The 24,374-nt window shown below is 38.5% G+C and carries 10 protein-coding genes and 3 pseudogenes; 6 read left to right on the top strand and 7 right to left on the bottom strand.

What is annotated here, in order from left to right; genetic code table 11:
- Nucleotides 1–38: 38 nt before the first annotated feature.
- From I2I13_RS07015 to I2I13_RS06985, 7 genes and pseudogenes are all read right to left on the bottom strand, one after another.
- Nucleotides 39–713 (bottom strand): DUF3823 domain-containing protein, encoded by a 675-nt coding sequence (locus I2I13_RS07015; RefSeq protein WP_195649178.1) that lies wholly within the window; start codon nucleotides 711–713, stop codon nucleotides 39–41.
- Nucleotides 714–732: 19 nt separating this feature from the next.
- Complete coding sequence (locus I2I13_RS07010) at nucleotides 733–2,574, bottom strand: RagB/SusD family nutrient uptake outer membrane protein (protein WP_195649177.1); 1,842 nt, start codon at nucleotides 2,572–2,574, stop codon at nucleotides 733–735.
- A gap of 5 nt (nucleotides 2,575–2,579) precedes the next feature.
- A pseudogene (locus tag I2I13_RS07005) lies at nucleotides 2,580–5,953 on the bottom strand (TonB-dependent receptor).
- Between the two features lie 237 nt (nucleotides 5,954–6,190).
- Nucleotides 6,191–7,198 carry a FecR family protein gene (locus I2I13_RS07000; RefSeq protein WP_195649176.1) on the bottom strand — a complete coding sequence of 336 codons (1,008 nt, stop codon included), beginning with the start codon at nucleotides 7,196–7,198 and terminating at the stop codon, nucleotides 6,191–6,193.
- Between the two features lie 74 nt (nucleotides 7,199–7,272).
- A complete protein-coding gene (locus tag I2I13_RS06995; RefSeq protein WP_074638704.1) occupies nucleotides 7,273–7,860 on the bottom strand; it encodes an RNA polymerase sigma-70 factor in 588 nt (195 codons plus the stop codon).
- A 356-nt stretch (nucleotides 7,861–8,216) separates the two neighbouring features.
- Complete coding sequence (locus I2I13_RS06990) at nucleotides 8,217–9,629, bottom strand: RagB/SusD family nutrient uptake outer membrane protein (RefSeq protein WP_074638703.1); 1,413 nt, start codon at nucleotides 9,627–9,629, stop codon at nucleotides 8,217–8,219.
- A gap of 20 nt (nucleotides 9,630–9,649) precedes the next feature.
- Nucleotides 9,650–12,685: a TonB-dependent receptor gene (locus tag I2I13_RS06985; RefSeq protein ID WP_195649175.1), complete on the bottom strand. Its 3,036-nt coding sequence runs from the start codon at nucleotides 12,683–12,685 to the stop codon at nucleotides 9,650–9,652.
- Between the two features lie 449 nt (nucleotides 12,686–13,134).
- On the opposite strand from I2I13_RS06985, the gene I2I13_RS06980 reads away from it, so the two are divergent.
- The 6 genes and pseudogenes from I2I13_RS06980 to I2I13_RS06955 all read left to right on the top strand — a co-directional run.
- A complete protein-coding gene (locus I2I13_RS06980; RefSeq protein WP_195649174.1) occupies nucleotides 13,135–14,322 on the top strand; it encodes a site-specific integrase in 1,188 nt (395 codons plus the stop codon).
- An 851-nt stretch (nucleotides 14,323–15,173) separates the two neighbouring features.
- Nucleotides 15,174–18,164, top strand: a pseudogene (locus I2I13_RS06975) (SusC/RagA family TonB-linked outer membrane protein); the annotation flags it as partial.
- 12 nt (nucleotides 18,165–18,176) lie between these two features.
- Nucleotides 18,177–19,673 (top strand): SusD/RagB family nutrient-binding outer membrane lipoprotein, encoded by a 1,497-nt coding sequence (locus I2I13_RS06970; protein ID WP_195649173.1) that lies wholly within the window; start codon nucleotides 18,177–18,179, stop codon nucleotides 19,671–19,673.
- Nucleotides 19,674–19,697: 24 nt separating this feature from the next.
- Entirely contained in the window at nucleotides 19,698–20,390 is a 693-nt protein-coding gene (locus tag I2I13_RS06965) for a BT_2262 family domain-containing protein (protein WP_074637983.1), read from the top strand.
- Between the two features lie 10 nt (nucleotides 20,391–20,400).
- Nucleotides 20,401–20,901 carry a lipid-binding protein gene (locus I2I13_RS06960; protein ID WP_074638015.1) on the top strand — a complete coding sequence of 167 codons (501 nt, stop codon included), beginning with the start codon at nucleotides 20,401–20,403 and terminating at the stop codon, nucleotides 20,899–20,901.
- Between the two features lie 451 nt (nucleotides 20,902–21,352).
- Nucleotides 21,353–24,355, top strand: a pseudogene (locus I2I13_RS06955) (SusC/RagA family TonB-linked outer membrane protein); the annotation flags it as partial.
- Between the last annotated feature and the right edge of the window lie 19 nt (nucleotides 24,356–24,374).

Here is a 24,374-nt window from a genome sequence, read left to right as displayed (position 1 = left end):
GTTTGACAAATATACTTATAAATTATTTCTCAGGTGAATTATTTCAGTCTGAAAATTTCTGAATAGACAGCTTGGTCCGCTCCGTTCGCTTTTATACCGATGCGGGCGAATAGGGCTTTGGCCGACTGTACATTCTGATTACTCGTAATATCCAGCGAAATATTTGTTACTCCGGGATTTATATTGGATAAATTTTGCCGGGCTATATTCGTGTTCTCGTCAACAAAAGTTGTTTTGCTGACGAGCAGCATTGCCTGGCTTATCTTTGCATCCTGTACTATTTGCTGTATATTGCACGTGCCGGATACGATGTTGTTATCCAATGTGATATTTTCGTCTGATATTGTAAAATAAGGGGTGACTTTTACTTCACACTGTGTTTTTCCTTTTACTTCCACATATATGGTATCGCGTTTATTCAGCCAGGGACCGTTTTTGTCTTTAGTTACCAGTTTGTACGGACCATCGAAAAGTACTGCAGAGAAAGTTCCGTCCTGTGTGGCATACACGGTGATAGGATCATGGTTGGCATAACCATCCTGATACAGTTGTAGTTGAATACCTCCGTTTGTACCTTTCAAACCGAGTTGTTTTCCCTCATACGTGATTTTCCCTTCCAGAAATGATTCGGGTTCGTCGTAATTGTCTAAACCGCAATTTACGGCAAGCAGGGAAAGTGAAAGCAAAGAAAATATAGTTCCTATTTTTTTCATTGTTTTACAGTTTTATGTTTTACTGATACGGATTTTTCACTAATAGCGGGTTCTTGTTGAGCCAGCTGTTATCGAAGAAGTTATAATAGTTCTTCATCTGGAAATAGCGGGGGTAAGGAACCATGTAGGCTTTCTTTTTGTCGAATACCCACATCTTGTCATTGGCGCTTCCCGGATCATTGACCTGATAAGGGAATAGCTCGTAGAGCTGCGCATCCGGATTTTCCGAATTACCATCCCAGATTTCGTGAGCCAGGCGCCAGCGTTTCAGATCCCAGTAACGATGATCTTCCAATGCAAATTCCACCCGGTATTCGTGAACAATATCTTCCAATGTGATTGATTCCAGTTCGCTGATACCGGCGCGTGTACGAACAGGATTGATGTAGTTCAACGGATCATCTTCTCCGGTTTTATTAAGCTCATAAGCAGCCTCACAAGCTATCATATATGCTTCTGAAATACGGAAACGAGGATACCACATGGTACTCATCTTTGAATTGGTAGAAGCACCGATGGTTTCGTCCAGGAATTTGCGGAAGAAGAAACCTGTTTTGTTTATACGGATTTCATTTGATTCCATTGGTCCGTTGATAGAAGTTATCAGGCGGTTATTGTCATCGTAAGAATCGGCTTTACCTATGATTTCTTTCCAATTTCCGTTTCCGTCGGGCACTTTCTGACCAGCTTGCAACACTACTTCACTACCTCTGAATTTGGCTCCCGGATAAAGTACGGTTCCCCACAACCGGGCATCTTTATTGGCAAAGGCATCTTCCGGCCGACTGTACATGATGTAATTTCCGGATTCATCCTTAACTTTGATTGTGCCGTCGCGGTTGTCTTTGTATTCAAATGCTTCTACCAGATTTAATACTGCGCCGGAATAACAACGTTCCTGATCTTCTGCTAGAGAAGCGGGAATATTCTTTTGTGTGAATCCATGGGTGGCTCCTGGATATGCATAATCTTTGGCCCAGATCACTTCATGATTATTCTCTTTGACACAGACTGCATTATAAAAATTCTGTCCCAGATCATTAGGAACCGTTATGTCCAGGTTGTAATAGGCAGAAGCTTGAGTTATCACCTCTTTGGCTGCTTCCAATGCTGTTTCGTAATATGGGGTAGCCATTTCCGCCGGAATACCGACTTCATTTCCTTCTGTGCGTATAGGGGCAACCATCTTATTATTGTAGTTGGCCAATGATCCTGCATAAACGGCAGCACGTGCTTTTAACATCAGGGCAGCCCAGCGTGTGGCACGGGCGGCATTGGTGGTAGGCTTTGTAGGCAGGTAATTTGCAATAGTCGCACATTCATTGATGATATAATCGTAGACTTCTGATTCTTTGGAACGGGGAACAGCCAAACCTGAAACATCCATTCCTGCCTCATATTCGTATACGTTATCATTCACAATAGGTACACCGCCTAAACCTCTGCACATACTAAAATATGCCCAGGCGCGTAAGAAGCGAATTTCACCTTCATATCGCAATTTCTCTGTAGATTCAAGTACGGTTGTAGCTCTTAATCCCGCCAGGAACTGATTTAAATTGCGAATATATTTATATGGATAAACTCGCCATTGATTGTCACTGTATTCCTGCATGTTATCACGGCCGCCATCGGTCACGCAACCGTCGTCCACTTTAGTAAAGCTGGCGGGAGTAGCAAAACTTTGTCCCCAATTCTCTGTATTTCCATAAAAACCGGCCAATACGGAGTTAATCATTTTAGCATCGCTGAAGATCTGGTCATTTGTCAATATCTGATCGGGATCACGATCTAAAAAATCTGAACAAGATCCTAATATCAAAGTTAAACCCAATAACAGGTATCCTTTTATATATTTCATTGCTTTTAGAATTTAAGTGTTAAACCCAGATTGATAATTCGCATACTTGGATAAGCTGTTCCGTTACCGGCTGAAACTTCCGGATCGATAGGTACATTGGTGAGTGTGAACAGGTTCTGTCCGGCAAGATATAACCTTAGACTGTTAATTCTGCATTTTTGCAGCCACTCTTTAGGGAAAGTGTAACCAAATTCCAGATTACGCAGTTTTAAGTAGCGGACATTGTACTTCCAGAAAGAACTTTCCCAATAATTACTGTGATTATTGGCATTGTTTCCGATTAGTAATGTCGGGTATTTTCCGGGAATCAAGTCACTGTTTGCATCAAAAATGTCGGCTAGTCTCCATGTATCTTCCATATAGTAAGCCGGGTTGTTTCCATTATTGTTAAATGGGATTTTTTGAATTAATGTCGGATTCCAGGTAGACATTCCCGCACCGGAGAAATCCAATGCTAAATCGAAACCTTTCCATGCGAATGCAAGGTTAAATCCAAAGTTCAGAACGGGTGTGGAGTCTTCTTTGTATCCGATGGGGCGTTTGTCTATATCGTTGATTATGCCATCCCCATTTTGATCGACATATTTGATATCACCCGGGCGTAATGTCGTATTTCCTTTCTGGTCATTGTCAATCGGCCACGACGCAATCTCTTCCCAACTTTGGAACTGGCCGTCTGCCTCGTATGCCCAGTTGACATTTCCGAAACGATGCCATGTAGAATTACGATATTCATCCCATGAATTACTGAACTTAGGATTATACTGTTCCCAGTTGTAGAAACGGGAATAGGTGAAATTGGCACTGATAGAATAGTGAAAGTCATTGACCTTATCACTCCAACGTGCAAGCAAATCATATCCGGTATGTGAACATTGGAATTGAGATTTTCCTTGGGACGCTCAAAGCCCACTTCTTCCGGAAGTAATACATCGTCACGGGAAGCCGGAATACCGGTTTTGATACGTCGGAAGAAATCTACGCTTCCTGATAAACGGTTGTTCAGGAAAGCAACGTCGAGACCAATGTCCAGAATTTTAGCCTTTGCCCATGAGAGCGTGGTAACAGGCAGGTTTCGTGGGGTAGTACCAATGATATAGGAACCGTCGATTACTCCTCCTCCCTGTTTGTAGTCGTAGCCTGTCATATAGTCGAAAGCACTGTAGCCGTCAACGTTGTCATCTCCTACCAATCCATAAGATCCCCGGATCTTTAAATCGCTGAAAATTGAAGCTATTCTTGATTCTTTCCAGAAGTTTTCTTCTGATATTCTCCAGCCTAATGAGGCGGAAGGGAAGAAACCCCAGCGATGATTGGGCGGGAATTTCCATGAACCGTCATAGCGTGCGGAGAAGTCTATCAGGTATTTGTTGGCGTAGTTGTAGTTGAAACGTCCCAGCCAGCCTAAACGTGCTTCCGTATTGTTACCGGTATCTTCGTATTTGTCAATCGTATCATAATAGATCAGATGCAATGAGTTGGAAGCCGGGATGGCATGCAGCCAAGACTTTGGGGTGTCTCTTTTTATTGCTTCAAAGCCGACAACTGCATTGATGGAATGTGCTCCGAATGCTTTTTCATAAGCCAGTTGAATGTTTGAAGTCAACTCTTCCACATAAGCATTCGTTCTTTCCCTCCAGGCACTGGCGCGTCCACCTACATCTACATATTCGTCCGTTGCTTCGTCATATCTATAGACACGATAGGTATATTCTTGATTGTTAAGTAATTCGCTTGCAAAATAATATCCGAACAAGGCTTTAGCTTTGAGTCCTTTGATAATTTCATATTCTGCGTTCAGGTTTAATTGGGCCATTCGCCAAGTGTCTTCAAAGGTTCCGCTTTTCTCAAAATTCAATAATCCGAAGTTTAAGCCATTGTCAGAGCCTACTGATGCCGGATAGTTAGGATTGTCATTGGCAAACGGGCGGACAGTCGGTAGATTGCGGTAGGTGGCCGCTGTCGGGTTTGAATAGTCGTCGGTTCCCGGTACACCCGGATTCTTCAACTGTTTGATACGTCCGTTCATGTTCATGCCGATTTTGAATTTATCAGTGACCTGTGCTTCGACATTCATTTGTACGTTGTATCGTTTCATACCGCCATAATTGCGAATGGCAGATTCCTGATTCATGTGTCCGACACTGAAATAATAATTGATCTTGTCCGAACCTCCGGAAACATTGGCATTGACATAATATTGCGGAGAAGTCACCCAGATGTAATCATACCAGTTAAATGGCACATATCCCTTTTCTGTACCTTGCCGCCATTTCTCCAGATCTTCTTTATTATATAAACGGGACGTCTTTCCCTGAATCGTTTCAGACTGTATGTAATTCTCTACATACGTTACGGCGTCTGCCGGTTCCGGTAAGCGTGATACATGTTGCCAGCCATAATAAGTATTTAGCGTAACTGTACTTTTGCTGTTTTTCTTTCCTTTCTTGGTGGTTACAACAATGACTCCATTAGCGGCACGTACACCATAAATGGAAGCAGAGGCGTCTTTCAGAATGGAAATGGATTCGATGTCATTAAAGTCAATATTATTGAATTGGCCTTCATCAGACTGCACGCCGTCAATTACAAATAAGGGTGTTCCCATGTTACGGATTTGCAAGGTAGTGGCATTTCCCGGGCGACTGTCTGTAGATCTGTAGTTCAATCCGGCTACCTTTCCAACTAATGCTCCGGAAGTGTTTACCGCTGAAGATCTGCCTATATCATCAGCTCCTATGGAGGCGATAGCTCCTGTCAGGGTGGCTTTCTTTTGAGCAAGGCCAAAGCCAGTCACTACGACTTCATTTAATAATTTGGTGTTTTCTGCCATTATGATTTTGACATTTGTCTTTCCGGAAACTACGGCCAGTTCCTTAGTCTCATATCCGATATAAGATACCTGCAGTTGTGATTGTACCGGAACTTTTTCTAAGGAGAAATTACCGTCAATATCAGTGATGGCTCCATTGGTAGTTCCTTTCACTAACACGTTTGCACCGATTATAGGATTGTTCGCTGTGTCTACTACACGCCCTGTTATGCTCTGTAATTTTGTCTGTTGTGAAGGCAATTCGTCAGATAATACAATCTGGAAATTAGGCTTAATTAGATAACTGAATGGAGCCTGCGAAGAAAGCTCTTTTAAAACCTTTTCTATACTGCTATTCTGTGCTTCGAGAGAGACTGCCTTATTGAGATTAGCCAACTCTTCATTATAGAAGAAACGATATTCACTTACTTTTTCTATCTGTTTTATCACTTTCTTCAAAGGTTTGTCTTTCATGGTGAGAGTGATCTGCCCCATGACACTTAGACTACTTGATAAAAATATAATAATATATAATATTCGGGAAAAGAGATGCTTGATGTTACTCATTTTATAGGAAATTAATCATTAAACAATAAAAAAGATGTAACTTTACAAGCTGAAAATCGGGTGTATATACCCTCTGACACTGCCTTCCGCCAGTTGTCAGTATCAGAGTGAGTTTCCAAGTTCCGATTTAAGCTTAAAGGAGATAGTCCTGACCTTGTCAGGCTATCTTTTTTTATTCTATCGGGGCTATTTCATACGCATTGGATTTTAAAGGTTAATAATTAGAAATATATTGGGTTACCTATTGCCTAGTATTATGGTGTCTCCACGAGTTTCATAAGTGATGGGAGAGGTTAGGCTAATTAGTTCGATTACATTATCAAGGCTATTGTTGCAGATCACTCCGGAGAAGCGGTGTTTTTTGATACGTTCGGATTTAAATATTATTTGGACATTATACATCCTGTTAAGTAGCACGGCAATTTCTTCCAGCGTTTCTCCATTAAAGACAAGATCATTGTTTCGCCACATTTTTGCATACGATGAATTATCCAGTTTATGCATTATCAGCTTGCCAGAACTCCGTTCAAATGTAGCGTTTTCGTCAGGAGAAAGAATAACGTTATCTCTATCGGAAGAAACACGGACCGAACCGGAAAAAAGTGTTGCGATGATTTGAGAGTCTTCCCGGTAGGCTTTTACATTAAAAGTAGTTCCCAAAGCTTCTACATTCATTCCCGCCGTTTCTACAATAAATGGTTTCTCCTTATCCTTAGCTACTTCGAAATATGCTTCGCCTGTCAATGACACCACTCGTTGGGTGGCTCCATAATTTGCATTGTAATGCAGTTGGGTATATGAATTTAGCCAGACGACTGTACCATCCGGTAAGGTAATATTTGCCCGTTGGCCTTTTCCTGTCTGGACAAGATAGCTCTTGTCCGTTACTGTGGGTTCTGTGAGAGAAACTGTATATAAATGACCTCCTATTCCTGCTCCTATAATTAAAAGAATGATTGCTGCATACTGGAATAAACGTCTGATTCGCATTGTCCGTTTCTGTTTGAGTCTATTCAACTCTTGTGCAGCATTATGCATTTGACTTTTGACCCGTTCAAACATACGTCCTTGTACTTCGGCAATGAGCTTGTTATTAGAGCCTTTCCAGGTTTCCTGATAATAGTTGGATAACTGTTCTTTTGCTTCCTGACTGTGGAGCCAGTCCGACAGTATTCGTTCTTCATCCGGAGAGGTTTCTCCCCGCATAAAACATTCTAATAATAATATATTCGTATTCTTCTCCATGGGCTTTTATTATGTATATCTCCATGGAGCCAAGAATCCTTACAGGGGGCAAAGATTTTACTCTGTATTTAACACTATTTAAAATTATAAGAAAGAAAAAATAGAGCCAAAGCTACAATTTCATTAGCTAATTTAGAACGTAAGAAATGAAGGGCACGATATAATTGCGTTTCAACTGTTTTTTCAGATAGAGACAATTGGGTTGCTATTTCTTTATTTGTCAGATGTTGTTTCCTGCTCATGAGGTAGATTTTCTTCCGGGAAGAGGGTAACTGTTCTACCAGCTCGTCTATATATTCTTGTAGGGAGTCGGTGTCAACGTCTATTTCAAAGTGCTTGTCGGCATCAGTTTGTTTGATTGAATCCAGAAAACGTTCCGAGAGCAGCCGCTTCTCTGTTTCTTTATATACCATGTTGCGTGCTATCGTGAAAAGATAGGCTTCAAAACCTTCTTCCGGTTTGATATCCTGATGTCTTTCCCAAATCTTCAGAAATACATTTTGAGTGAGGTCTTCTGCTAGTGTTCTATCATATAGAAGTGAATGAATAAAGTGGAATACACGTGAATTGTATTTCCAGAAAATAGTATCAAAGGCTTTCTCATCACCTTTTTGTAAAAGTGATAAAGTATGTGTATCTATTTTCTCTAAAAATTGATCCATATAATTTTGTGTTTTCAGTTTCTTTCAGAGAACATTTAGAGAAGCATAAGTCTCTTAATCGTTGTTTATAAGGGAAAATATATGCTCTTTTAATGTAAAGGTTTTAAATGGATGGCAAATATAAGGAACATTTTTTATTTTAAATTCTTTTTATAAAGAAAATATGTTGGTTGGTCGAATGTACGGAAAAGTGTATTTTATGAGATTGAATGAATAAGCGAGATGGGTGTTTCTATTGTAATAAAGGGTTATCTGATTATAAATAGTGAGGCCTGCAAATTCGATTGACTCAAAATTTGCAGGTCTCATCTTTTACTTAAAACTGATCCTTATATTAAAGACAATTTTAAAAAGTATTATCGAGGTAGATTATTACTCCACCCCTCTGTTTGTATAACTCCAAAACCTGAATTGACTTCAAAAGAAGGTATTGGGTACACAAATTTTGCGATGTTGAAATTAGTGTACGATCCATCTGCTACACTAATAATTTTGCCTAATCTTCTTGCATCAAAGAAGCGATGTCCTTCTTGAACCAGTTCTAATTTTCTTTCTTTATCAATGGCATCAATAACCGTTTGATCCTCTGCAATTTCACTGTCATCCAAGTCCGGGTTTCTTTTTGCAGCTACTTCCAATAGTTTTTCTTTGGCTTTGCCATAATCAGGAGTTGACTGTTTTGCATATGCTTCTGCCTGTATTAAATACATTTCAGGCAGTCTGAAAACCGGCAAATTAGAAATCTGATTATTGGTTGTAATACCACGCATTTTTCCACCAGTCCACGTATCGCCAAGAAGTGCCAGACGAATATCATTAGGTGAATATTCTGCTATTGTTGCGCTGTTAATAGACAAACCGTATTTATTCCATAAAGTATTCAGAGCATTAGCGGACAAATAATCATCTTCGGCTTTTGCTATAAAGAAAATGTCTTCTGTCGAAACAGCTAATGTCGTGTACATATTCTTATAGTCTTCTTTGGTTGATACAATTGTACCGCCACTTAGGGTTATTGCCTCTTGAGCCGCTGTAATAGCCCCTTCGTAATTTTTCATATAGAGTTTTACGCGAGCTTCAAGTGCAGCAACTGCAGCCGTATTCATATACTGTTTACCTACATTTTCAACACCTTCTTTAGCATAATATTCTTTAGCTTTCGTTATATCATCAAGAATCAGGCTATAATTTTGTTCTACACTGACTCTTGACACCTGTGAATAGGCAGGAACGGGTTCAGTAACGTTCACGATACCTAATGTCGTTTTATTGGCTTCCGAATATGGCAAACCGAACATATTAGTCAAATAGAAAGAGCAGAGGGCTTTAATTGCATAGGCTTGAGCGATGCATCCTTCCACTTCTGCCAGATCCCCCTTTGTTACTTCTTTAAATGAAGCACCTTCTTTAATGATACGTGCACAACGGTCGATAGCCCAATATCCGTATGCCCATATTTCTTCTATGTATGAATTAGTATCCAGTATCTGATAGCGGAAGATGTCATAGAAATGAGACGTTGCAACGGAATGTGAAGTGATATCCGTTGGCGCATCTCCAATTGCTAATACATCACGTCCCAGAAAACGATATGAACCTAATGTGTAATATACACCATTTAGAGCATTCTGAAAATCTTGGGTAGTAACCAAGGCTTCTTCTGTCGGAACAGAAGTTGATGGCGTTTCTGTCAAGAAGTCATCGCATGCGGTGAATGAAATTGCCATCCAACCGGTTAATAAAGCAAATAATATTTTCTTCATTGTCATAAATTTCTAAAGTTATTTTTTTAGAAGCTGAGATTAAGACCGAACATGATATTTCTAGCTACAGGATATGCCCAAGACTGCATACCGGTAGATCTAGTTTGTGGATCAAATCCTATAAAATCTTTAGCAGTGATAGTGAACAAATTGTCAGCAGAGATATAAACTCTTAAATTGTCAATAGCCACTTTATTCATAAGGTTCTTTGGAAGAGTATATCCTAAAACCATGGATTTCATTCTTAAATAAGAACCATTCATTAAGAAACGGCTGGAATTAGTTTCTGCTCCCGAGTTGTCTCCAGCTACGAATTTGGGTACGTCGGTTATATCTCCCGGCTTTTGCCAGCGATTGTCATAAACATAGTTGGACACCGGGCCTAAGAAATAGTGTCCAACCTGCATGTCAAATGCAAATCCGGAGTTATACACTTTATTTCCCAGGGTGAAACTGGTATCAAAAGAGAAGTCAAAACCTTTGTATTTGAAATTCATTCCAAAGCCACCATAAAATTTAGGATCGGCGGAGCCTACAATTCGCTGACCGGCCTCATTTACATTTTTTGTTTTCTCATCCCCTTCTTGTCCTTTATACCACATTGCTTCTCCTGTTTCAGGATCCACTCCTGCATATTCCGGCATATAGAATGTATTATATGCTTCGCCAACTTTTCTGATAGTTAGAGTATTCTCAATTGGTTTTTCTGTGGCAAGTTTTATGATTTTATTTTTATTTGCCGTACCAGTGAAACGAACATCCCAACTGAAATCCTTATTTCTAAGTACGTTAGCGTTAATCAAGAATTCTATACCTTTGTTTTCCATCTCACCTACATTTTTCAGAATAGACCCGAACCCAGTTGTGTAAGAAAGTGGTACATCAAATATCATATCTTTTGTCCGTTGGTTATAATAGTCTATTTCGAGTGTCAGTCTTTCGAAGAAAACAGCATGGATACCGATATCGGCTTTCGCAACAGTCTCCCATTTAAGATCCGGATTGGCTATTTGGTAAGGAATAGCTCCAGGTTTGCCATTATAAGAATATCCATAATTATACAATCCCATTGCTGCATAATAACCAATATCCTGATTACCTACAGTTCCATAACTGCCTCTGATAGTCAAATCTGTCAACCAGCTTTTGGTGTTTTCCATAAAGCTTTCGTTAGAAATACGGTATTTTGCTCCTATAGACCAGAAAGGAGCCCATTTGTTGTTTATACCAAATCTCGACGAACCGTCATAACGGAAACTGCCTGACAGATAATATTTATCATTCAAATTATATTCTGCATTCATAAAGAATGAAGAAAGAGTGCTTGCTTTGGTTGAAGATCCTGCCCCTGTTGGTTTGGAAGCATTGTCCAGTTCAAAAACAGCATCACTAGGATATCCACTGGCAGCTGCATAAATTGTTCTATAAGATATTTTCTGTGCTTCTTGTCCCAACAATACATTCAAATGATGCATGTCTTTGAAAGTGCGGTTGAAGTTTACGGTATTGGTAATGGTTAAGGTTGTTGCCCTTTCTTGGTTTCTTTGACCAAGCATACCGCTACCGGAATATTGAGGATTATAAATTGAACTGTAAAAGAACTCGTCCAAGTCAATCAGGCTCAATCCTGCATTTGTCTTCCATGTTAAGCCATCAATAATATTATAAGTAAAATATGGATTCACAACCAATGTAATCTGCTTTTGATTACGTTTATCACCTTTTTCTTTATCGTTAATAGCTACAGGATTATAATTAACATTTGTATTATATGTTCCGTCTTCATTGCGCACCTGTTCAAACGGACGGATGTCATATACTGCTACAATAGGATTAGTATATTGGCTTTCAGTCATCGTGTTGTTTATATCGGAGAGTGCTCCATTCACAGAAAGTCCATATCCTATCCGCCCGCTTTTTCCATCTAAACTAATACGTCCGCTATAGCGTTTCATTCCAGTTCCGATGACGATACCTGTATTCTGAAAATATCCTCCACTAATATAATAGCGCAAATTTTCATTCCCACCTTGAGCACTGATATCATATTCTTGTGAAAAACCATTTTGCAGAATCTCCTTCAGCCAATCCACACTCTTGATATTTTGCGTCAAGTCCACATTATACCAATCCATAACATAGGCATTCAGCCATTCAGCAGAAGTCATGCCATCTTCACCGTCATATCCTGCATTTGTTAGTCCTTCAGTCCAGATTTCTTTGTATTTATCCAGATTTGTCGTACGGTAATCATGATTTATCTTACCAATAAAGCTAGTTCCGACTTTTGCGTTCACATTAAAACGCGCTTTTCCCAGACTACCTTTTTTAGTAGTAACTACAATTACTCCATTCGCTGCACGAGCTCCGTAAATAGCCGTTGCTGTAGCATCCTTCAAAACTGTGATGGACTCAATGTCGTTAGGATTGATATTAGCCATCGGACTTGCTGCCATATCCCCTGTTCCGGCTTTGTTATAAGCTCCCATTTTGTCTGTGTAGATGGCAATACCATCAATTACATATAAAGGTTCAGTTCCGGAGTTCATTGAACCGACCCCACGAATAGTAGTAGAAGCATATGCACCAGGTTGTCCAGTCAAGCTGTTTACTTGTAAACCAGCAACTGATCCTTCCAAAGACTTCATAAAGTTTGCATCTGTTTTTTTCATCAAGTCCTTGTTATCCACCGTTTGGGCAGATCCCGTAAATGCCGCTTTTTTAGTTACCCCATATCCGGTTACCACAACCTCATCTATTAGCTGTGCATCAGATTTGAGAATCACTCGCAAATTGGGCTTTATCGCCACTTCCTGAGTCTGCATGCCGATATACGAAATCTGCAAAGTCTTTGCAGAACTTGGTACATTTGATAAATTAAAATTACCATCTACATCTGTGATTGTACCTTGAGTAGTACCTTTTACTAACACAGAAGCGCCAACAACTGGCTGCCCGTCTTCTTCAGAAATCACAACGCCTGTGACCTTTTGAGTTTGGGCAGTTACTAGACCTATGCCCACAAAAAGGCATGCCAATAACAGCATTAATTTTCTTTTCATAAAATCTCTCTTAAAGTTTAACTTTACATTATTTGTATCTTTACTCTAACAATTTGCAAATATATTAATAAAACTGAAACTAACAACTATATTAATAAAAAAAGGTTGCAAATATAACATTTTGTTATTTTTTATACTGAATTCATGTTGAAAAGCATATTTGTATTAATTAAAAACGTTGATCAATAAAGCAAGTAATAGCTTTTTGCATAAACAAAATGTATATTTTAATATTTCTTTTACTCGTTTTTGGTCATAAAACGTCTTTAAAAGTTGTTCTTTTTGCTTTTTCCGCAAAAAAAGGAATAAAAAAGTGGCATTTAATTTAAAGTTTTGTGAATACCAAGTGATTTGAGGATTTATTTTTTAGAGATATTAATGCTTATTTGCCTCTAATATAGCACAGAATCACGTCTAATTTGTTCTATTATTAATTAAAAAATAAAAGTATGGAAAAGATCAGTTACAACCTTGTGTTTAACAGAAAGAAGAGATTGAATAAAAGAGGAATGGCATTAGTTCAGGTAGAGGCATACTTGAACAGAAAAAAAATGTATTTCTCCACCAAAATATATCTCAAACCGGAACAGTGGGATACCAAACGAAAAATGGTGAGGAATCATCCTAATGCGAATGTCTTGAATCGTATGTTATATGAAAATATAGCGGCTATTGAGCAAACAGAACTTGGACTATGGCAACAGGGAAAGTCCATATCGTTAGATTTATTAAAAAATTCTATTGATAAACCCCTAAGCAACGGAAGGTCATTTTTGACTTTTTTTAAAGAGGAGATAGCTAATTCTTCTTTGAAAGAGAGTACCCGTCAAAATCACCTTTCCACGCTTGAATTACTTCAGGAATTCAAGAAAGAGGTATTATTTACCGATTTGACATTTGAATTTGTGTCTTCCTTTGATAATTACCTGCAATCTAAAGGTTATCACCTTAATACTATTGCCAAGCACATGAAGCATCTGAAACGATATATTAATGTTGCAATAAATAAGGAGTATATGGATATACAGAAGTATGCCTTTAGAAAATATAAAATTAAAAGTATAGAAGGAAGCCATACACACTTAGCTCCGGAAGAGTTACACAAATTTGAGAATTTACAGTTGACAGGAAGATATACGAGACTGCAAAAAACAAAAGATGCATTTTTATTTTGTTGTTATGCAGGATTACGATATTCTGATTTCACTAATCTGACCTCTGCAAATATTGTTGAGTTTCATCAGGAAACTTGGATAATATACAAATCTGTCAAAACAGGTATGGAAGTACGTCTTCCTTTATATTTATTATTTGAAGGTAAAGGAATCCAAATATTGCAACGCTATAAAGATGACCTCAACAGTTTTTTCAAGTTAAAAGACAATTCTAATATTAATAAGGAATTAAATATATTGGCAGGTCTGGCTAAAATTGATAAACGTGTATCGTTTCACACCGCCCGTCATACAAATGCTACCTTATTATTATATAATGGTGCCAATATAACTACTGTACAAAAACTATTAGGGCATAAAAGTGTAAAGACCACACAGGTATATGCAAATATAATGGATATTACAGTGGTGCGTGATCTCGAGAAAACTGCCTCTTCAAATAATAATAAGCACAAAGCCTAAACGAAAGTGTTCTGTTTTTAAGATTTGGTTTTAGAAATGGAAGGTATAATTTTCTCTAATAGAAGAAAGTGTGTATAATTAAATGAAAGGATATGCAATATAAGTTCCGAAAACGCATATACATAATCTAAATATACATTATTATTACGAATATTATTACTCGTCCCATTTAAAGGAATAAAGCGTTCCTTTAAAAGGAACGAGTCATTGGTCGTAGAGAAGCCTTTGCTTTCTTTAAAAGGAGAGGATTAAAAGCTAATTTATAAACCTGACGACCTCTAATAGCTACTAAAATTCGGTATTTTTGGTTCTACCATTTGTTCATCAGATAAATGACAAATGGTTCCTTTGATATAGTTATATGTAATTATGCAATCTATTTGATATAAAATAAGTATATAACCATTCAATATGAATATTCATCAATCATATTCTCTACGATTTTGAGGAAGATTTGAGTCCGCCCCTGCATATTTAAAAATATACAGTAATAAAATATGCATTTTTTCATTTGGAGTTTTTCTTTTTCATAGGTTATTGTTTACTAATGGATATATTATTATAATCAGTAATTATTGGATATAATTTAGAACAAGAAAACCCATCTTCAAGCGTTAAGATGGAAATAATTTTTAGTTTATATCATATAAGATAAGAGCTTAAACAATTAATTAATAGAAGGTTATGTCCTATTTTTGATAGAAATCTGGTATCATAAATCAGCAATTTAATATGTTTGACAGGTGTTTAACATATTGATAATCTGCACAATAACCACAACAAAAGATTTATTGTCACAGGAAAGTAGATAGGTGTATATTGTTAGTAATCAATATATTATACTTGTATTTAGTTCTGCAAAGACTTTGCAGATTTCGTACATTGGTATGCAGACTCAAGAAGTAGCTATCAAATCTAATTTAAAGGTAGTACTTAGGTCTGATGCCCAGCAAATTGATGAAGTTGTTGTTACAGCAATGGGTATTAAACGCTCCGAAAAAGCATTAGGGTATGCTGCGACTTCTGTGGGAGGTGACAAAATTGCGGAGAGTCGTACTTCCGATGTTATGTCAAGTTTAGCAGGTAAAATTGCGGGGGTTCAGATTTCCAGTACTTCATCAGATCCTGGTTCTTCAAATTCTGTAATTATTCGTGGTGTTAGTTCACTATCGGGTACAAATCAACCATTATATGTAGTGGATGGTGTACCATTGAATAACTCTACAGTATATTCTACAGATGGTTTGAACAGCGGATATGATTTTGGTAATGGAGCAAACGCTATTAATCCGGATGATGTGGCAAACATGACAATTCTAAAAGGTGCGGCAGCAACTGCTTTATATGGTAGTCGTGCTGCAAATGGTGTAGTCATGATCACAACGAAAAGTGGACGAAAGAATAAAGGTGTTGGTATTGAGTACAATGGCGGTGTACAATGGTCTACAATTTTACGTTTACCGGAATTTCAGAATGAATTTGGTATGGGATGGAACGGTAACCATACGGAGTTGGAAAATGGTTCTTGGGGACCTCGTTTTGATGGTTCAATGCAATTATGGGGAAATGTGTATAATAACTCGCAAAAGTTGAAGCCTTATGTAGCAATGCCTGACAACATTAAAGACTTTTTTGATGCCGGGTTCAGGTATAGCAATAGCCTTTCATTTAATGGAGCAACAGACAAAAGTGATTATTATGTTTCTTTCTCTCAAATTAGCGACGATGGTATGATTCCAACAGACGCTGACAGTTATGACAAATATACCTTTTCCGCACGTGGCAGCCATAAGGTAGGCGCATTAACATTTTCTTCTTCATTAAACTATGCCTATCAGAAAAATAAGTTTGCTACTACGGGGCAAGGGCTCTCTATGCTGAACTCCCTCTATCAATCACCACGCGATGTCAGTATTATAGGGCTGGAAGACCAGAATGATCCGTTTAACACTCCGGGCTATTATTATACTCCTTATGGCGTGATGAATCCATATTATATTCTGGAAAATTATTTGAACGAATATGAATCTGAAAGATTTTATGGCAAATTCCAATTAGATTATGAATTCTTGAAATATTTCAAATTCACATATCGTATGGGATTGGATACTACAACCGGCCAGAGCGATAAAGGAAAACCTAATTTATATGCTCTTTATTACGAAGGAACACCCAACGGAGAAGGACAAGGTTCCAGTAGTCCATTCTCTGGTGAGACAGGACAATATACAGAACAGATAACCCGGCGTCGTGAAATTAATCAAGATATTATGGTTAATTTCAATATGCCGATCAGTGATTTTAATATCAATGCGTTAGTCGGATTCAATGGAAATGAGCGTAAAGTCTCTTACCAATATTCGGAGGTAAACGATTTGACTATCCCGACATGGTTTAACTTGAAGAATTCTGGTAAAACTCCAATTGTTGAACAACATTTGGAACTTAGACGTCTGATGGGTGTGTTCGGACAGTTTGAAGGTTCTTGGAAAAACATGCTGTATCTGACAGTTACAGCTCGTAACGACTGGTCTTCTACTCTTCCGAAAGGGAACCGCAGTTTCTTCTATCCGGGTTTTACCGGCAGTTTCATTTTCAGCGAATTATTAAATAGTGATTTAAGCAATATCATTTCTTTTGGTAAAATACGTGCCAGCTGGGGTAAAACCGGTAATGATGCTGATGTGTATATGGTTAATCCTGTATATGCACAATCTTCAAATAGAATACCTTTTGGATACCTCACCTTCCCGCTAGGAGGTGTCAATGCTTATTCGGCAGGTAACATTTTAGGTAGTAATACACTAAGTCCGGAAATGACGACAGAGGCTGAAATCGGTTTAAATATGGCTTTCTTCAAAAATCGCTTGTCTTTCGATGTTTCTTATTATAATCGTAATACTGACAAACAGATTTTTTCTTTAGCCATGGATCCGGCTTCAGGCTATACAGCGCAAAACATGAACTTAGGTAAGATACGAAATCGTGGTATAGAATTGTTAATTAGTGGAACCCCGATCAGAACTAAAGATTTCAGTTGGGAACTAACATGGAACTTTACAAAGAATTGGAGTAAAGTAATCAGTTTGCCTGAAGAACTGGGTGGTATTACAAATATTTATGGATTAAATGGGGGAACTAGTATGTACGCTATTACAGGAATGCCTGTCGGAGTATTCAAAGCACAAGTAGCTGAACGCGACCCTCAAGGACGAGTTGTTGTCAACTCTTCAACAGGTCTACCTGTTGAAGCTGGTGAGTTCGGAATCTGTGGAGATATGAATAATAAATATCAAATGGGCGTTTCTACAACATTGAGATACAAAGGTTTAAGCTTGGGTATTGACTTTGATATCCGTCAGGGTGGAGTCATGTATTCACGTACCAAAGATATTAATTATTTTACAGGTAATGCAATCCAGACTACTTATAACGATCGAAATCCTTTTATTGTGCCAAACTCTGTAAATAAGATTGTAAATGGAGATCAAATTACTTACGTAGAAAATACAACGCCCATTACCAGTTCTAATATTTATAAATACTGGGGCGACGGAGGTTCCGATCTGGGAAGTTGCTTCCTTGTAGATAAATCGTATGTAAAACTTCGCTCTGTAGTATTAGGTTGGGATTTGCCAAAAAGATGGCTGGCCAAAACACCTTTTCAGGCAGTGAAAGTTTCCGCATATGGTAATAACTTATTCATCTGGACCCCATCCAGCAATACATTTATTGATCCCGAAATGACTTCATTTGGCAATGATCTTGAAGGTAACTATGGAGAATACACAGCTAATCCTAGCTCACGCCGTTTCGGTTTCAACTTAATGGTTAAATTTTAAACAGGAATAAATATGAAGAAAATATTATTATATGCATCATTGGCAACAACGGCATTATTTACAAGTTGCGACTTGGATATCAACAACGACCCGAACTATCCGATGAACGATCAGGTAACAGCCGACTTGATATTCCCTTCCATTAGTGCTTCTATCGCTTCGGCAGTAGGAGGAGAAATTTATAATTATGCAGGCTTTTTCGCCCAATACTATGAACAAAAGCCGGAAGCGAACCAATACAATACTTTATGTGAGTACACTTTTACAGAATCATCACAGCAAATGGACTATTCATATAGAATCTTGTTTGCAGGTGCTTTAGAAGATGCCAAACAGGTTTTGGAAAAGACGACCAATCCGGCAGACCGTTTTGCCACCACTATCTTGAGAGCGTACGCTTTTCAAATAATGGTAGACAATACAAGCGACTCGCCTTATTCTGAAGCCTTGCAAGGGAATGCCAATGCAACACCCAAATGGGATAATGGCGAAACTGTATATAGAGGCGTATTGGATGAAATGGATGCAGCAGAGTCAGTCTTGGATGGAAGTGGTATGGACGTACCGGATTTGGTGTTCAATAAGGATCTTGCTCAATGGAAAGGATTTGCCAATGCTCTCCGTCTTCGTATGTATCTACGTTTCATTGATGCCAATATAGACGTTGCCTCTTACACAGAGAAAGTGAAAAATCTGGTACAAAACAATGAATTCTTTACCGGAGATGTTAAATTAGACTGCTTTGTAGATGAAACAGACAAACGTAATCCATGGTATAATACAAATGCAGTAGGATTGACGGGTAATCATTGCGCTGCATATCCGCTGATTTCTTATTTGAATAGTACAGGAGACCCACGTATTGCCTATGGTATTAACAAAACGGATGCAGATGGAAAATATGTCGGACAACTTCCTGGAGGAAAAACACATATGCAAAGCATATTGGGTACTGATAATTGGAAAAATAAAAATGTAAGTGCTATTGATTATTCCATCGGTCCAACAAAACCTGTTTACTTTTTTACTCAGGCTGAATTACAATTCTTAATAGCAGAAGTTTATATTCGCTTTCTGAATGATGACGCAAATGCGAAAAGTGCATATGAAGCAGGGGTAACTGCTGATTTTGCTGTTCGCGGATTTACAGGACAAGAGAACACTATCTTAGAGGGAGCATGTGCATGGTCTACAGCTTCCACATCAATTGAAAAACTGAATTTGATTTATATGCAGAAATGGGTTTCTCTTTTCTATATGGACCACATGGAAGCATGGAGTGAGATCCGACGCACAGATTGTCCGCAACTATCTTCTTATTCGGCAGCACAGATACAAGCTAATGAATCAATATACACTCCGGGAGATTTAGTTGCACCATGGACCAATGGGCTGGAAGCAGGCGGGCTGATGAAACGGATGACTTATCCGTTAAGTGCACGTCAACAGAATGCAAATACTCCTGCAGGGGTACCGGGAAGTACTCCTATCTGGTGGGATATCAAATAAAAAATAACTTAGCAAGTTTTACATATGAAAAAAATAGCATATAGCATATTGATATGTTTGTCGTTTGTCTTCGGGTCTTGCGACAAATCAACGGATGATACCTCCAAGGTTACCTACTTCGTAACGTTAGAAAGACTGGGTGACACAAAGATTGTTTTAGAAAAAGGGCAACCTTATGTAGAGCCTGGATACTACGCAGAAATGAATGGGGAAGATATCACATCATCCGTAGAGATAAAAGGAAATGTTGATGTAAATACCCCGGGTATTTATAACTTAGTGTATGCGGCATATAATGAAGATGGTTTTGCCAAAACCTTTACGAGAACAGTATATGTGGCAGATAATACTCCTTCTCCACTACAGTCCGGGATTTATACTTTGGCTGAAGGAAGCAAACGGACAGTTCCTTCAGTTGTGGCTTTTAGTGGATATGAGATTGTAATATTTCAAATAGAACCGGGAATATTTTATATCACGGATTTCTTGGGAGGCTGGTATGATCAGCGTACAGGCTACGGACCAGATTATGCAATGGTTGGAAAATTTGAATTAAATGAAGACAATACCATTACTCCTATAGAAAGTTATGTTGCAGGCTGGGGAGACTCTATGGATCAAATGACTAATACATCGTTGGATCCTGCAACAGGAACTTTGAGATGGAGCATCGATTATGCCGGTCAATTATCTTTTGATATTATAGTAAAAAAATAAAAATATGATTATGAAGAAATATATGATATTGCTTTTGGCTTCACTGGCTTTTACAGTTGTGGCATGTGATGACGACACAGAACCAGGTGGTACTGCTATTGAAAAAATGGCTGGTGACTGGTGGGTTACAGTGAATGCAATAATTGATGGAGAAGAAGTAGAAGACCCATATGGTGCCGGACATATACAAATGAGTACTTATAATACCGCTAGCAACAGTAATACTGAAATGTGGTTGGATGATTTAAATAATTTTTGGGAGTATAAATTGAAAGTGAATGTGAACTATGCCGAGCGGACTTTCTCAACTCCTGATTTTGTGAACAATGTTATTTATGAATCTAAAGTAAAGATCAGTGATGGGAAAGTATTAGAGAATGCAGCGACAACTCCTAGTGGTATGCCTGCTGATAGTATTGTATACATGGTACAGTTTGATGACGATGAAAATGGATTAACTTATAAAGTTTCCGGATTCCGTCGTACTGGATTTCCTGCTGACGATTTCTAATTAGAAAACCGTACAATCATATAAAAGGCTACTTCGAATTTCGGAGTGGCCTTTTATATCTCATAATCATTAAATATATAAGGAGAAAAAGTTTTGCAATATTTACAAGAGATTTATCTCCACTAGAATAAAAAGAGCAAACAACATTTTTATTGAGAGGTTTACTAATATCTGACTAATTATATACAAATGAAGATGCCTGAAAACAGCAAGATACTACTTACCCTATATAAATATTTTTAGTTAAACTATTATTTACCTGATTATTAACTCATTGTGTGTTATTTGGGTAGAGAAATAGTATCACATATGCAAAATGAACTGTTCGCGTTTTTTCTTGTAATCAGCTGTTAATTAAATATCTAGTTCATTATTAATCAAATAATACTTTTTTTTTCACGTGTTTGCGTGAATGATAACTGTTTAGCATTCAATATATTACAAAATTATTAGTTCTGCAAAGACTTTGCAGATTTCGTACATCGGTATGCAAACTCAGGAAGTGGCTATCAAGCCTAAAATGAGGGTGGTAATGAAGACTGATGCAGAAGCATTGGACGAAGTGGTAGTCGTAGCTTATGGTACGGCTAAGAAAGAATCATTGACAGGTTCCATTTCAGTGGTTGATTCAAAAAAGATAGAAAAGCGTCTTACCACTAGTGTGACCGGAGCGCTTGAAGGGTCTGCACCCGGTGTTCAGGTAAATAATACATACGGGGAACCGGGTAAAGCGCCTTCTATCCGTATACGTGGTTTCGGGACATTGGTTTCAGGAGCTTCCGATCCATTGATTGTTGTAGACGGTGTGCCTTTTGATGGAAATATTGCTGAATTGAACTCTAACGATATTGAAAGCATGTCTATCTTAAAGGATGCCGCTTCTGCCGCTTTGTATGGAAATCGTGCTGCTAACGGTGTTGTGTTGATTACAACAAAAAGCGGGCGTGGCTCGGATAGACCAACTATTACTTTGCAAATAAATCAAGGTATTTATAATCGTGGTATTCCGGAATATGAACGGCTTGGCGCTAATCAATGGATGGAAACATCATGGATGGGGTTGAAAAACTATGCCATGACCGGTAGCTTGGGATATAACGAAGCTGATGCCGCAGATTATGCCACAAAGAATATTATAAAGGGGTATGCGCGTCGCAATATTTATGATGCTCCTGACGATGCTTTATTCGATGCCAATGGCAAACTGATAGCCAATATGTTACCAGGGTATGATGACCTTGACTGGGCAAAGGACATTGAACGCAATGGATACCGTCAGGAATATAACTTATCCGCCAGTTCCTCTTCCGAGAAACTGAATGTTTATTCCTCTATTGGTTATCTGAATGAAAAGGGATATATCATTGCTTCCGGTTACGAACGTTTCTCCGGACGTATTAATACTGTTTATACTCCAAACAAATGGTTGAAAGCGGGGGTTAACTTAAACGGGTCTATAACTAAGAGAGATTACAATGACAATGCTACCGGAGATTATTTTGCCAATCCGTTTTATACTGTTCGTTATATGGCTCCGGTATATCCGTTGTTTATGCACAATGCCGATGGCTCTTATGCTTTGGATGAATTTGGTGAAAAGCAATATGATGTTACTTCTTCTTATTTGAGTAATCGTAATATTGCTTACGAATTGCGTAATAATAAGGAAGAAAGCCGTCGTAATGTATTGGGTGGACAAGCATTTGCTACGATTAATCTGCCGTATGACTTTTCAGTAACAGTCAAGGGGGATATGAGCAACAGCACTTCGAATAATAAGAAATATGATAACCCCAAGATTGGTGACGGTGCCACAAACAATGGACGGTTGACTAACTATGCTTACCAGTATACCAATTATACTATGCAACAATTAATTAACTGGAATCATACTTATAAGAATATACATAATGTGGATGTGATGCTGGGGCATGAAAATTATAGCTGGCAGCGTAAAGTGACCTATGGAATGAATACGGGTATGGCTGTCGATGGTAATCTGACGATGGGTAATTTCCTTACTAATTCTTATTTCGCTGGTTATGATGACGAATATAAAACAGAGTCTTATCTAGCGCGTGCACGTTATAACTATGATGAGCGCTATTTTATTGAGGCTTCTTTCCGTCGTGACGGTTCTTCCCGTTTCCATCCGGACAATCGTTGGGGGAATTTCTATTCATTGGGTGCAAGTTGGAATGTGAAGCGCGAAGCTTTTATGCAGAATATCGACTGGGTAAACCATTTGAAACTTCGCGCATCGTATGGCGAAGTGGGTAACGACGCAGGCGTAAGTTATTATGGTTATATGGCATTGTATACTATTGACAAGAATGCTAATGAGGCCGCTTTGTTGAAAAAATCTTTATCGGCTCCGGACATCAAATGGGAAACTACCCAGACATTCGATTTCGCTTTGGAAGGTCGTTTGTTCGATCGTTTGAATTTTGAGATTGGCTATTTTGACAAACGTTCCAAAGACTTGTTGTTTGAAGTGAGACTGCCACTTTCGGCTGGTTCCTATCCTTGGGTGGATGATGGTGCACCGATGAACCTTACTCAATATCGGAACATTGGTACGGTGTCCAATCGTGGTTTTGAAATTTCTTTGGATGTGGATGCCGTCAATAAAGGAGACTGGAAATGGAATATCGGAATGGACGCTACTTTTCTGAAGAATAAGGTGATTAAATTGCCGGATGGAAAAGATATCTTGCACGGTAGACAAAATTATTCGGAAGGTCATTCTATTTATGAATTTTATACCTATCATTTCGTTGGAGTTGATCAAATGACCGGACAGTCGCTTTATACCCTTGATCCTGATAAAAAGGATGCTGCTGCGGAAAATGATGCGCTGACTACGATTAATGGTACGGATTATACGACTATAACTTCTTATGGAAAGCGGGATTGGGCAGGCTCTGCGTTACCTACGGTTTATGGTTCTGTACGTTCTACGCTTACTTGGAAAGATTTGAGCATGAATGTTTTGTTAACCTATGGTTTGGGTGGTAAAGTGTATGATGGTAGTTATCAGGGGTTGATGGGCTCATCAGTGATGTCATCAGGTTCCGCGTTGCATAAAGATGTGTTGAAATCATGGAATGGAGTTCCTGAAGGAATGACTGCTACATCTGCTGACCGCATTGATCCTAATGGAACACCCGCTTATGATTTTAACCGCGCTTCTGATAACAACGCTGTGAGCGACCGTTGGTTGGCAAATGCTTCTTACTTGGTATTCAAAAATTTGAATTTGTCTTATAGTTTACCGAAGAAATGGTTGAATCATTGGGGGATTGGTGGATTGACATTGACTGCCGGTGTTGAAAACCTCTTTACAGTCACTGCGCGCAAGGGATTGAATCCGCAATTCTCATTTAATGGTGAATATGATGATACTTATGTAACTGCTCGAGTTTATAACTTGGGGCTGACTGTCAAATTCTAAAGACTGGAACATTTAAAAC

This window comes from Bacteroides sp. D55t1_190419_B8 (genome assembly GCF_015558905.1).
In the GTDB taxonomy this organism is placed as follows: domain Bacteria; phylum Bacteroidota; class Bacteroidia; order Bacteroidales; family Bacteroidaceae; genus Bacteroides; species Bacteroides vicugnae.
The sequence above is the reverse complement of the archived record's forward strand: the minus strand, read 5'-3'. Positions and strand labels throughout refer to the sequence as shown.

What these genes read in the sequence shown, in the direction of transcription:
- I2I13_RS07015 (WP_195649178.1), bottom strand. Translation starts at nt 713, where the DNA reads ATGAAAAAAATAGGAACTATATTTTCTTTGCTTTCACTTTCCCTGCTT.
- I2I13_RS07010 (WP_195649177.1), bottom strand. Translation starts at nt 2,574, where the DNA reads ATGAAATATATAAAAGGATACCTGTTATTGGGTTTAACTTTGATATTA.
- I2I13_RS07000 (WP_195649176.1), bottom strand. Translation starts at nt 7,198, where the DNA reads ATGGAGAAGAATACGAATATATTATTATTAGAATGTTTTATGCGGGGA.
- I2I13_RS06995 (WP_074638704.1), bottom strand. Translation starts at nt 7,860, where the DNA reads ATGGATCAATTTTTAGAGAAAATAGATACACATACTTTATCACTTTTA.
- I2I13_RS06990 (WP_074638703.1), bottom strand. Translation starts at nt 9,629, where the DNA reads ATGACAATGAAGAAAATATTATTTGCTTTATTAACCGGTTGGATGGCA.
- I2I13_RS06985 (WP_195649175.1), bottom strand. Translation starts at nt 12,685, where the DNA reads ATGAAAAGAAAATTAATGCTGTTATTGGCATGCCTTTTTGTGGGCATA.
- I2I13_RS06980 (WP_195649174.1), top strand. Translation starts at nt 13,135, where the DNA reads ATGGAAAAGATCAGTTACAACCTTGTGTTTAACAGAAAGAAGAGATTG.
- I2I13_RS06970 (WP_195649173.1), top strand. Translation starts at nt 18,177, where the DNA reads ATGAAGAAAATATTATTATATGCATCATTGGCAACAACGGCATTATTT.
- I2I13_RS06965 (WP_074637983.1), top strand. Translation starts at nt 19,698, where the DNA reads ATGAAAAAAATAGCATATAGCATATTGATATGTTTGTCGTTTGTCTTC.
- I2I13_RS06960 (WP_074638015.1), top strand. Translation starts at nt 20,401, where the DNA reads ATGAAGAAATATATGATATTGCTTTTGGCTTCACTGGCTTTTACAGTT.